9 protein-coding genes are annotated in these 12,254 nt (G+C 65.3%); 6 read left to right on the top strand and 3 right to left on the bottom strand.

Features of this window, described 5'->3' with window-relative positions; all coding sequences use genetic code 11:
* Window positions 1–17 precede the first annotated feature (17 nt).
* The 3 genes from glgX (at window position 18) to ABZX86_RS31560 (ending at window position 6,617) form a co-directional block, all read left to right on the top strand.
* On the top strand, window positions 18–2,132 hold the full coding sequence (gene glgX, locus ABZX86_RS31550) for a glycogen debranching protein GlgX (RefSeq protein WP_355128660.1): 2,115 nt from the start codon (window positions 18–20) through the stop codon (window positions 2,130–2,132).
* Between the two features lie 11 nt (window positions 2,133–2,143).
* Window positions 2,144–4,552 (top strand): malto-oligosyltrehalose synthase, encoded by a 2,409-nt coding sequence (treY, locus tag ABZX86_RS31555; protein ID WP_355128662.1) that lies wholly within the window; start codon window positions 2,144–2,146, stop codon window positions 4,550–4,552.
* 184 nt (window positions 4,553–4,736) lie between these two features.
* On the top strand, window positions 4,737–6,617 hold the full coding sequence (locus ABZX86_RS31560) for a DUF222 domain-containing protein (RefSeq protein ID WP_355128664.1): 1,881 nt from the start codon (window positions 4,737–4,739) through the stop codon (window positions 6,615–6,617).
* Window positions 6,618–7,316: 699 nt separating this feature from the next.
* Here ABZX86_RS31560 and ABZX86_RS31565 read toward each other — a convergent pair.
* On the bottom strand, window positions 7,317–8,441 hold the full coding sequence (locus ABZX86_RS31565) for a DUF2235 domain-containing protein (RefSeq protein ID WP_355128666.1): 1,125 nt from the start codon (window positions 8,439–8,441) through the stop codon (window positions 7,317–7,319).
* A gap of 110 nt (window positions 8,442–8,551) precedes the next feature.
* Here ABZX86_RS31565 and ABZX86_RS31570 point away from each other — a divergent pair, with 110 nt between their 5' ends.
* Window positions 8,552–9,229: a response regulator transcription factor gene (locus tag ABZX86_RS31570; RefSeq protein WP_355128668.1), complete on the top strand. Its 678-nt coding sequence runs from the start codon at window positions 8,552–8,554 to the stop codon at window positions 9,227–9,229.
* Window positions 9,230–9,319: 90 nt separating this feature from the next.
* Here the strand turns inward: ABZX86_RS31570 and ilvA are convergent, their stop codons facing one another.
* Both ilvA and ABZX86_RS31580 read right to left on the bottom strand, forming a co-directional pair.
* A complete protein-coding gene (gene ilvA / locus ABZX86_RS31575) occupies window positions 9,320–10,684 on the bottom strand; it encodes a threonine ammonia-lyase IlvA (RefSeq protein WP_355128670.1) in 1,365 nt (454 codons plus the stop codon).
* A 73-nt stretch (window positions 10,685–10,757) separates the two neighbouring features.
* Complete coding sequence (locus ABZX86_RS31580; RefSeq protein WP_355128672.1) at window positions 10,758–11,195, bottom strand: nitroreductase family deazaflavin-dependent oxidoreductase; 438 nt, start codon at window positions 11,193–11,195, stop codon at window positions 10,758–10,760.
* 87 nt (window positions 11,196–11,282) lie between these two features.
* Here ABZX86_RS31580 and ABZX86_RS31585 point away from each other — a divergent pair, with 87 nt between their 5' ends.
* Window positions 11,283–11,522 (top strand): hypothetical protein, encoded by a 240-nt coding sequence (locus ABZX86_RS31585; protein WP_355128674.1) that lies wholly within the window; start codon window positions 11,283–11,285, stop codon window positions 11,520–11,522.
* A gap of 88 nt (window positions 11,523–11,610) precedes the next feature.
* On the top strand, window positions 11,611–12,243 hold the full coding sequence (locus ABZX86_RS31590; protein WP_355128676.1) for an MspA family porin: 633 nt from the start codon (window positions 11,611–11,613) through the stop codon (window positions 12,241–12,243).
* Window positions 12,244–12,254: the final 11 nt, after the last annotated feature.

Genomic DNA, 12,254 nt, shown 5'->3' on the forward strand with positions numbered 1-12,254 from the left:
ACCGATAGGGTCTTGGCATGGCTCGCGCGACTACCGAAACAGCACCGCTCGGTGTCTGGCCGGGAACCGCCTATCCGCTCGGTGCCACCTATGACGGAGTGGGCACCAATTTTTCGGTGTTCTCCGAGGTCGCCAAGCGGGTCGACCTGTGCCTGATCGGCGCGGGCGCCGAAACGCAGATCCCGCTCGACGAGGTCGACGGATATGTCTGGCATGCGTATCTGCCGGGTGTGGGCCCCGGGCAGCGCTACGGATTCCGCGTGCACGGCCCCTTCGATCCGGCCCTGGGCCAGCGCTGCGACCCGAGCAAACTGCTGCTCGACCCCTACGGCAAGGCGTTCGAGGGCGATTTCGGGGCCGATGCCGGGCCCTACAACTACGGGCAGAACACCCTCGGGCACACCATGACCGGAGTGGTCATCAACCCGTTCTTCGACTGGGCCGACGACCGTGCGCCCAAGCACCCTTACCACGAGACGGTCATCTACGAGACCCACGTCAGGGGCATGACCATCACCCATCCGGACGTGCCACCGGAATTGCGCGGCACCTATGCGGGCATGGCGCATCCTGCCGTCGTGGCGCATCTGAAGAGCCTGGGCATCACGGCGGTCGAACTGATGCCGGTGCACCAGTTCCTGCACGATCGCATCCTGCTCGATCGCGGACTGCGAAACTACTGGGGCTACAACAGTTTCGGCTATTTCGCGCCGCATCTCGAATACGCCGCGAGCAAGACTCCCGGTGCGGCGGTCACCGAATTCAAGGCCATGGTGCGCTCGCTGCACGCGGCCGATATCGAGGTGATTCTCGATGTGGTCTACAACCACACCGCCGAGGGCAATGAATTCGGGCCGACGCTGTCGTTCCGCGGTATCGACAATGCCGCGTATTACCGTCTGGTGGACGATGATCCGCAGCACTACATGGATTACACCGGCACCGGCAACAGCCTGAACGTGCGGCACCCGCACACGCTGCAGCTGATCATGGATTCGCTGCGATACTGGGTGCTGGAGATGCACGTGGACGGTTTCCGCTTCGATCTGGCCGCCACGCTGGCGCGCGAATTGCATGATGTGGACCGGCTTTCCACGTTCTTCGATCTGGTGCACCAGGATCCGGTGGTGAGTCAGGTGAAGCTGATCGCCGAACCGTGGGATGTCGGCGAGGGCGGTTATCAGGTCGGCAATTTCCCGGTGGCCTGGACCGAGTGGAACGGCAAATACCGTGACACCGTGCGGGATTACTGGCGCGGGCAACCGGCGACGCTGGGCGAGTTCGCTTCTCGGCTCACCGGTTCGTCGGATCTGTACGAGGCCACCGGCCGCAGGCCGAGCGCGAGCATCAATTTCGTCACCGCGCACGACGGCTTCACCCTCGCGGATCTGGTGTCCTACAACGAGAAACACAATGACGCCAATGGTGAGGGCGATCGCGACGGCGAAACCTACAACCGCTCCTGCAATTACGGCGTCGAAGGCCCCACCGACGATCCCGAGATCCAGGCGGTGCGCGCCCGCCAGCAACGCAATCTGCTCGCCACCCTGCTGCTGTCGCAGGGCACCCCGATGCTGCTGCACGGCGACGAGCTCGGCCGCACCCAGAGCGGCAACAACAATGCCTACTGTCAGGATTCACCGCTGTCGTGGATGGACTGGTCACTCATGCACACCAATAACGATCTGCTCGAATTCACCCGCCGCGCGGTCGCGGTGCGCACCGCGCATCCGGTGTTCCGGCGCCGGCGCTTCTTCGATGGAAGACCCGCGACCACGCACGACCATCCCGATGACATCGCCTGGTTCACGCCCGCCGGCGCGGAGATGACGGACGCGGACTGGGAGACCGGCTTCGGCCGCTCGCTCACGGTGTTCCTCAATGGCGACGGGATTCGCGAGCCCGGCCCGCACGGCGAACGCATCAGCGATGATTCGTTCCTACTGTGTTTCAACGCTCACGACGCGGCCATCGACTTCACCCTGCCGCCCGCCGAACACGGAAGCGCCTGGTCGATGGAGTTGGACTGCTCGACGCCGACCGGAAGCCCGGCCTCGGACACCGCCCATTACGCCTCCGCGACCCTGCCCGTCCCCGCACGCTGCCTACTCGTGCTCCGCCGTACGGCATGATCGATCACGCCATGACCAGCACGCCCGAACATCACACCGGCCCCATTGCGCGGCAGACACCCGTCCGCAGCACCTATCGGTTGCAGCTGCGCCCCGACGCGCTCACCTTCGCCGATGCCCGCACCATTGCGGAATACCTGCAGCAGCTCGGTATTTCGCATCTGTACCTGTCGCCGGTCTTCACCGCGGCGCGCGGTTCCACGCACGGCTACGACATCACCGACCCGACCACCGTGTCGGCGGCCCTCGGCGGCCCCGGCGGCTTCAAGGCGCTCTCCGACGAGGTGCGCAGCCGCGGTATGGGATTGATCGTCGATCTGGTGCCCAACCATGTCGGCGTCGCCGATCCGCGGCAGAACCCGTGGTGGTGGGATGTGCTGCAGAACGGCAAGGAGTCGAAGTACGCGCACTACTTCGATATCGACTGGAGTCCCGCCAATGGTGCGGGCGGACGGCTCGCACTGCCGGTGCTCGCCAATGAGAACGATCCGGCGGCGCTGTCGGTGGATCGCAGCGGCCTCGAACCCATGCTGGCGCTGCACGATATGCGCTTCCCCATCTCGCCCGGCACCGATGGCGAGAATGCGCTGCGGATCCACGACAAGCAGCACTATCGCCTGGTCAACTGGAAATCCGGGCTGTGCGGCTATCGCCGCTACTTCACCGTCGGCGGACTGGCCGCGCTGCGGCAGGAGGACCCCGCGGTCTTCGAGGCCACGCATCGCGAGCTGACCGCATGGTGCGAGCACGATCTCATCGACGGTGTGCGCGTGGATCATCCGGATGGGTTGTCGCATCCCGCCGACTATCTGGCGCGGCTGCGCAAGATCATCGGACCGCAGCGGTTGCTCCTGGTGGAGAAGGTGCTCGCGCGCAGCGAGCCGCTCGACGCCGGACTCCCCATCGATGGCACCACCGGTTACGACGCACTCTCCGATATCGGCAGCGTGCTCATCGATCCGGACGGCGAGAAGATCCTCACCGACCTGTCCCGCCAGTTCACCGGCCACGGCAGCGACCGCGCCTGGTTCAGCGAGAACGAACACCGCATCAAACGGGCCGTCGCCGAAACCATGCTGGTCCCGGAGGTTCGCCGACTGGTCGCCGCCATCAAACGCGATGCGCGCGCCGACGCCTTCGACACCATGGCGCTGACCAATGCCACCATCGAAGTGCTGTCGTACATGCCGGTGGCCCGCACGGACTACGCGCCGCTGGCCGGAACGATCGGGCCTGTCGTCGCCGAGGTGACAAGGCGCAACAGCGAACTCACCGCACCGCTGCAGGTGCTGGCGACCGCGCTGGCCATCGGCGGCGAGGCGGCCACGCGCTTCCATCAGGTCGGCGGGGCGATCACCGCGAAAGCCGTGGAGGACACCATGTTCTACCGCGCCGCGCGACTGATATCCCTGCAGGAGATGGGCTCGGATCCGACCAGGTTCGGCAGTTCGGTCATCGAATTCCATCTGGCGAACGCCGAACGCGCCGCCCGCTGGCCCGCCACCATGACCACACTCTCCACGCACGACACCAAACGCGGTGAGGACACCCGAGCCCGAATCAGCATGCTGTCGCAGGTGCCGGATATCTGGGCGCGATCGGTCGGCGCGTGGAACGAGATCGCGCCCGGACCCGACGGCGCGACGACTCTCTTTCTGCTGCAGAACATCTACGGAATCTGGCCCGCCGACGGCCGGCCCGCCGCCGCCGTCCCCAAGTTCCGGGAGCGGGTACATCAGTTCGCGGAGAAGGCTGTTCGCGAGGCCGGAACCCAATCCTCCTGGGAGGAACCGGATACCGAGTTCGAGAAGGCCGTACACCGGTGGATCGACACCGTGATCGACGGGCCGATCGGCGTGGAATTGGGAGAGTTCGTCAACGATCTCGCCACGCATGCCTGGACCGATGCGCTGGCGCAGAAGCTGCTTCAGCTGTGCGGGCCGGGAATTCCGGATATCTATCAGGGCTGCGAACTGTGGGAAGACTCGCTGGTCGATCCGGATAATCGGCGACCGGTCGACTTCACGCACCGTTCGCTGCTGTTGCAATCATTGACCGGCACACCGGATCTCGATGCGACCGGGGCTGTGAAAATGTGGATCGTGGCATACGCGCTGTGGTTGCGGCGGGAACGGCCGGAATGCTTCGTCGGGGGGACCTACGCTCCCCTGTTCGCCAGCGGTGACCACGCCAAGCATCTGGTGTCTTACGCGCGCGGACGGAACGGCGAGACTCCCGAGGTGATCGTCGCCGTTACACGGCACAGCATTCGGCTGGACGAAGCCGGTGGGTGGGGCGATACCGTCCTGGACCTGCCCCAAGGGCATTGGACGGATCGGCTTACCGGACATACGTTCTCGGGACGGTCGCGGCTGGAGAAGTTGTTCGCTCGGCTGCCCGTGGCGCTTCTTGTTCGGTAGGGCGAACAGACAAAAGAACAAAAGATTAAAGACGCCTGGACGAGAAGAAGAGAAAACGACAAAAGAACAAGACGAGAAAAGAACAAAGACGTGAAAGAGGCTGGTCGGTTCGCCAGTCTGAATATCCTGATATCACAACATGATTCGCCTTCCCCGGCCTCAATGACGGCGGTAGAATAGGGGTATGAATTCAGGGGGAGAATCCGCGAACACCGGCAGTGCCCGCGCACTGTCGGTGGCGGTCGATCACCTCCTGAACGCTTCCTTGGTTCCGTTGCAGGATGATGAATTCATCGCCCTCATGCGGGAAGTGGAGACCTGCACGCGCAAGCTCGAAGCAGTCAAAACCCGGTTCGTCGTGGAAACCACCAGCCGTGGCCTGGCCCAGCGGGGCGGGGTCGCGTCCCCGAAGGTGTTCCTGCGTCAAACCCTGGGCATCTCCCGCGCCGATGCCGCGTCCCGGGTCAGCATCGCGGTGGAGACCGGTCCGCGCATCGTCTCGGGTGTGGAGCTCGAACCGACCCTCGCCCATGTCGCTCAGGCGCATCGTGAGGGTGTGATCGGTGTTGATCATGTGCGTCGGATCATGACGGTGATGAACCGGTTGCCCGGCAGCCTCGACGCCGATGTGCGTGAAGCCACCGAACTGCAGTTGACCGAATTCGCGCCCACCGGCTACCCGGAAGGGTTGCCGGTCATGGGCGAAGTGCTGCTGGCCGGGTTGGATCCGGACGGGAAATTGAGTTCGGAGGCGGATCGGGACCGGATGCGCGGACTCACCCTCGGTGCCGAACGCGCCGACGGGATGTCGCCGTGGAACGGAGAGATCAACCGCAAACTGCGGTCGGTCCTCGAGCCGATGTTCGCGAAACTGGCCCGCCCCGGTATGTGCAACCCGAAAGACCCGCAGAGCCCGTGGGTGTCGGAGCACAAGCTCACCGCGCAGGAGTTGGCGGCGTGTGTCGAGCGTGATACCCGTACTCCGGCGCAGCGTAATCATGATGCGTTGCTGGCGTTCCTGCGGCCGGAGTTCGGTGGCCCGGCCAAGCTGGGGAAGCATCGGGGCTTGCCGGTGTCGGTGATCGTGACGATGAACGTGGCCGATCTGGAAGCCGAAGCCGGTGTCGCGACGACCGCGTCGGGTGGCATCGTGTCGATCCCCGAAGCCCTCGACCTGGCGGCGAAGTCGAACAAGTATCTGGCAGTGCTGAACCCGGTGGGGTTGCCCCTGTATCTGGGTCGCGGCGAACGCTCGGCGGACTTGGATCAGACCCGCAACTCTTCGGGCATCGCGTGTGGGTCCCGTTCGGGGAGTCTCGATTCCGGCGCTCGCGCCGTCAGCCCCGAGACTGGTTCGCGGGCAGGCGGTTCCGGCCTCGACCTGTGCTTGTTCGGCGACGAGGGTGACTCCGCGTCGGCGGGGCTCAGTGCTGGGCCTGGCCCTGCCGGTCCCGAGTTCGGTTCACATCCGGCCGGTTCCAGCGATGGCTTCCGCTCGACCGGCACCGAGTGCGAGTCCGGCTCGGCCACCCTCGACCACGACTCCCACTCCTCGGGTACCGAGCTGAGTACCGAGCTGAGTACCGAGCGTAAGTTTGGGTCGGCGAGCCTCGGCGCAGGCACTCGGCCCCCGTGCTTGGTGTTCGGTCCACGCACGGTCGGTACCGACCGGGTTCCCCGGTTGGCCAGTCCCGCACAACGACTGGCACTCATCGCCTCGGAGCGGGGTTGCACCCGGCCCGGGTGTGATATGCCCGCGACGATGTGCGCGGTGCACCACATCGATGAGTGGGCTCAGGGTGGGCCCACCGATATCGACAACCTCACCCTGGCCTGCGATCACTGCCATGCCCAGGTTCACGACGGGCCCGGAGGGTGGAAAACCGTTGTGATGGGACCGGACTCGGAGTTCGCGGGGCGGACCGGGTGGATCGGGCCCCCGCACATCAACCCGACCGGGGAACCACAGGTCAACCACCTGCATCACCCGCTCGAACTGAAAGCTGCTGCCCTGGCACGGATCCAGGACCGCAACGAACGAGAGTGGCAGCACAACCGACAATAGGCCGCCACCCACCCGCTAACACCTGTTCCACCGCCGGGGCTCCTGCCCGTCGGTGCTACAGGTCGTTGTCCGGGTGGGTGTTTCGGGTTCTCGGTCTTCGGGTTCTTGGTCTTTCGGCTTTCGTCTTTTCGGGTTTCGTCTCTGAAACCGGACCACAGCCGGTCGACCCCGCTGGTACCGCAGGTTCCTTCCCTGCCGGGGAGCCAAGGTCGGGTACCCCACCCGAGGTCACCAGCACGGCCATCTCGGGCCCTGCCCGCACCCGGTGACCCAACACCGCCCCCCGGCGCAAGCAACCCAGGTGCACCGGCCTCATCTCGGCCTCGAATCTCTCCCCCGAAGCGGGCACCACACCACCCTTCTCCACGACCACACGGCAGGTGTCCGCACGGCACAGACCCCATAACCGCTGTGCCGCAGAGACACCCGCTATTCCGTCCTCGGTGGCCGACGGCTTCTATGCCGAAACGGTCGGTGCACCTGGGTTTCTTGCTTCCCGGGCAGGGTTGGTCAGCAAGGGGTGCGGGCAAAGCCCGAGATGGCCGTGCTGGGCGCGTTGGGAGGGGTACCCGAGTTACCTTCCGGGGTTGGGAGGGGTACCTGCGGTACCAGCTGGGTCGACCGGCTGTGGTTGCGTTCTCGCGACAAGACACAAGACCAGGCTGCTGGTGGATTGGTGCTGGACGGCCCTGATGGCGCCTAGCAATAGTCCCTTCCCGTGGGTTCGATCAGGGCTGGAGGGGTTGGGCCGGTGTGGGACTTGTCCCAGCGGGTGAGGTTGACGGGGGTGGATCCGGCGTCTTGGGCTGAGGAGGCGAGGTAGCTTGCTTGGTCGTAGGGCTCCAGTAGGCGGCGCCAGGAGTCCCAGTAGAAGCGGGGGCTGCGGGGGTTGTGGAGTAGGCGGAGGAAGTTCAGGATTCGGAAGCCGAGGCTGAGGGAATTGTGGAGGGTCTCGGGAGGATTGGGGCAGCAGCTGTGGAGGGTGGTCAGGCGGGTTCGGTCGAAGGCCAGACCTTCGGCTTCGGCTTCGCGGATCATCCAGCTCAGGGTGATGTCGGAGAGGCCGCAGTCGGGGTAGCCGCCGCCGATATCGCTGTGCACGCCTTCGAACCAGACCTGTTTGACTCTGTCTGTGCGGCGGTACTTTTCGGCGATCTCGACGGGGACTTCCCACAGGCAGGGCTCGAAGGCGCGGCGGCGTTCATTGATGGCCAGGGCCTGGCGGGCGCAGTGCACGATGGGGGACAGGTTGACGTCGTGGAAGCGGTGCCGCCGGGCGGTGATGCCGGGGATGCCCATGGCTCCGACGGTGTCGAAGACACCGAGGAAGTTGATGGTGACCGGGTCGGGATAGCAATGCGCACTTCGGAATTCGGCCCATTCCGGCGGATCCGGATCATCGGGGTGTGCCTTGCGGGTCTGGTAGATCTTCAGGGCGCCGGGGTATTTGCCGTCGATCATGGCGGTGTAGGTGAGGATGCCCAGCCGGTTGATCATCCCGGCCAGACTGCGGGCGGTGAACGCGCCGCGGCTGAAGCCGAAGATGTAGATCTCGTCGCCCGGCTCCCAGTTCAGGGCCAGCTGCCAGTAGGCGGCGGAGAGGTTGGCCTCCAGGCCGGTACCGAAGGCGCCGCCCAGCAGGCGATCGGAGGTGAAGCCGCGGGCTCCGGGCCCGGAGACGTAGTAGACACGCTGGCCGATATGGTTCCCGGCCGCGTCGGCGTCGGCCAGCGATACCGTCTGCGCGATCTTCACGATATTCGACACCGTGGTGGAAGACTCCGCCTTCCAGGTGCCGTCACAGCACACCACCAGTCTTTTCATGAACAGATTCTCCCGCCGCAACCGTTCGGTTTCCCGCGTAGTGGACTACTCGACTCGTCGTACGACTATCGCTCATGATTCGTTCACAATTGCCGTGACACCGTGGGCCAATGCCCGACGATCGGATGAACCCCCGCAGCGTATGGGTACTGGTCTGCGAGGACGACGATGAGTTGGGCGAACGGGTCGCGGCCGGTCTGCGGGCCGCCGGATTCATTGTCGATCTGACCCGGAATCTCGCCGACGCGGGCCGTAATTGCGGCACCCGCCGCTACGACTGCCTGATCGTCGATCGCGGGCTGCCCGACGGGGACGGGCTGGATCTAATTCGGCGGCAACGGGAATCGGGGCTGCATATGCCCGCCCTGGTCATCACCGCGCGCGACAGCCCGGCCGATCGCACCGAGGGTTATGCCAGCGGCGCGGACGACTATCTGACCAAACCGTTCTCGCTCGGCGAGCTGGCCGGACGGGTACGGGCGCTGTGCGCACGGCATCTGCGACCGCCCGCCCAGGTGCTGACCATCGGTGATCTGGTGGTGGATCGGTTGCGGCGGCGGGTGCAGCGCAATGGCGTGCTGCTGATCATGACGGCCCGGGAGTTCTGCGCGCTGGAACTGCTGGCGGCGCGGGCGGGCACCCAGGTCAGTTATGCCGAGCTCGCCGAATACTGCACCGAGACAACAACTGTCGCCACCATCGAGGACGTGGTGCACCGGCTGGACCGGAAGCTCGGCGAACCGCAACTCATCTACGCCACGGGCGCGGGATATCTGCTGCACATGTGAACTACACCGACCCGCGGTCCCCAGTGGGGGTGGATCGCGTACGACCGTCCCGGGCAGGGCACTTCCCCGCTCTGCCCGGGATCGAGTCGATCAGGTCAGGTAGCGGTAGGCCGGCGAACCCGGATCCAGGCGTTCGCCGCGAATCGGGGATTCGTCCATCCGCTTCTGCAGCGATTCCAGGCCGTCCGGCGAACCCAGTTCAATGCCGACCAGCGCCGCCCCGGTCTCCCGGTTATTGCGCTTGACGTATTCGAACAGGGTGATGTCGTCGTCGGGACCGAGGATCTCGTCGAGGAAGCGGCGTAGTGCGCCCGGCTCCTGCGGAAAGTCCACCAGGAAATAGTGTTTCAGCCCCTGATGCACCAGCGACCGCTCGATGACCTCGCCGTAGCGGGAGACATCGTTATTGCCGCCCGAGAGCAGGCACACCACGATCGCGCCCGGCGTGAGCTCGACCTCCCGCAGCGCCGCCACCGAGAGCGCACCCGCCGGCTCGGCGACAATGCCCTCGTTCTGGTACAGCTCCAGCATGGCGGTGCAGATGGCGCCCTCGTCGACGGTCATCATGCGGAAACCGCCTGCGCCACTACCGGATTCGGTGGTGGTCAGTAAAGGCAGCGAGGCGTGCGAACGCACCCCGCCGCCCAGACGCGAGACCGCGGTGTAGGGCACCGCGCCGATGCGGCGCACGGCGGCGCCGTCCACGAACGGGTCGATCTCCGGCAGGGTGACCGGTCCCCCGGCGACGAGGGCCGCCGTCATGGAGGCCGCACCCGCGGGCTCGACTCCGAGAATCGCGGTGCGGGGCGAGCGCTCCCGCAGATAGGTGCTGACTCCGGCCAGGCAGCCACCGCCGCCTACCGGCACCACCACCAGGTCGGGGGCACGATCGAGCTGATCCAGAATCTCGGCGGCGATGGTGCCCTGTCCGGCCGCGGTGCGCGGATCGTCGAAGGGCGGGACCATGGTCGCGCCGGTGCGCGCCACATCGTCGACGGCGGCCGCGGCGGCCGCGTCGTAGGTGTCACCGGTGGCGATGAGCTCCACGAATTCGCCGCCGTGCACGCGAATCCGGTCGCGCTTCTGCTTGGGGGTGGTGGTCGGAACGTAGATGCGGCCCTTGATCCCCATCGCCTTGCACGCGAAAGCCACACCCTGCGCATGGTTTCCGGCGCTGGCGGCGACCACGCCCGCGGCGCGTTCGCCGGCGGTGAGCTGGACGATGAGGTTGTAGGCGCCGCGCAGCTTGTAGGAGCGCACAGCGGTGAGATCTTCCCGCTTCAGATAGACCTCGGCACCGGTCAGTTCCGACAGCCGCGCGATCCTCTGCAGCGGTGTCGGATCGATAATGTCGGAAATTCGCTTGGCGGCAGCATCGATTTCGTCCGCGCTCAACGGGGGCAGCGGACCTGACACTTTCTCTGCAACTACAAGCGGATCTGACACCCGACACATGCTACTGAGCCGGAAAACGAGACACTCCGCCGACCGGCAAAGCCAGTTCGGCGGAGTGCGCCCGGGAGTGTCGTCAGTTGCGGGGAGAAAGGACGAACAGCGGGATCTCGCGAGTGGTCTTCTTGGTGTAGTTGTCGTAGTCGGGCCATGCCTCGACCGCGCGCTCCCACCAGATCTTCTTCTCGTCGCCGGTGACCTCGCGGGCGTCGTAGTCCTTGACTACATCGCGATCGCGCAGTTCGACGTGCGGATCGGCCTTGATGTTCCAGTACCAGACGGGGTTCTTGGGAGCGCCGCCCAATGAGGCCACAACGGCGTACTCACCATTGTGCTCAACACGCATGAGCGGGGTTTTACGGAGTTTGCCGGACTTGGCTCCCACGGTGGTCAGCACAATGACAGCTTTGCCTTCATGGCTGCTGGCCTTGGCGCCGTTGGATGCCTCGTACTCTTCGACCTGTGTGCGCGCCCAGTCCGAGGGGCTGGGTTCGTATTCTCCGGAAAGTGGCATGACCCAGCCAACACAGCGGATTCTTGTTATGTTCCCGACAGCAGAGTTCGGTGGACCGAACTTTAGGTCGTCGTATACCCTGAACAGATGGCAGTTGTTCACCCAACACAGGGAGCGCGTACCCGGTCGCACGTGCCGACCGTGAGTATCGCGGGTACCGCCTGGCCGGTGTACAAGCTCGAGGCGCTCGCCGCCGGGCTGATCATTGCCCTGGTATTGCTGCTGATCACCGGTTCCCCGCAGATCGCCGTGCTGGCGGCGGCGACCGTGGTGGCACTGCGCTGGATCGTCGCGGTCGCGCGGCACAGCGCACGCGGCCTGTACTGACACCGCACCCGCACCGTTATCTGAATCGCGACCACTCGGTCCGTGTCATGCGGGCCAGTTATGCGATTCCTCTATTACCTTGATCACCATGCGGTCGAAACCGTTCGGAGTGCTCCTGCTGTCCGTCGGAACCGCGCTGTGCGCTCTGCCGAGCGCCCATGCCGATATCACCGAGCTGGCAGGGCACGAGCAGACCTACACCTCCACCTTCGGCACCTTCACCGTCGGCGATCGCTCGGAGATAGTCAATCGGATCGCGCCGCTGAACGAGGTCGGCACCTCACGTGAGGCGCTGGTCAGCAATATCGCCTACGGCCGGGTCAACGGTCTGGCCGGCGGCCAGCTCAAGACCGGATACCACGTCGGCTGCGCGGTCACCCTGCTGAACGGAAATGCCGGGGCGATCCCCCAGGTATTCCTGCCCAACGAAAATTTCCCGCTGGCCGCAGGCACAGGCGCTGCGCCCGGTATAGCGGTCATCGGGCCGAATGTTCAAGTGCCGCTGAGCATCAACCTCAGCCCGGGCGAGGTCAAAGACGTTCCGGTCGCGGACAAGGACCTCATTCCGGGCAAGGAAGTGCAGATCATCATCCGTGATTTCCATATCGCGGTGAACCAGTGCACCGGGCCCGTGGCGATCCGCCAGTACACCTATCTCTACGCCAAATCCGCCGAAGTCGACGACAGCGGCGCGGTTTTCGGCGACCCGACCTGGTTGTAAGCGCGACTCGA

It is taken from the genome of Nocardia sp. NPDC006630 (genome assembly GCF_040611495.1).
Classification (GTDB): domain Bacteria; phylum Actinomycetota; class Actinomycetes; order Mycobacteriales; family Mycobacteriaceae; genus Nocardia.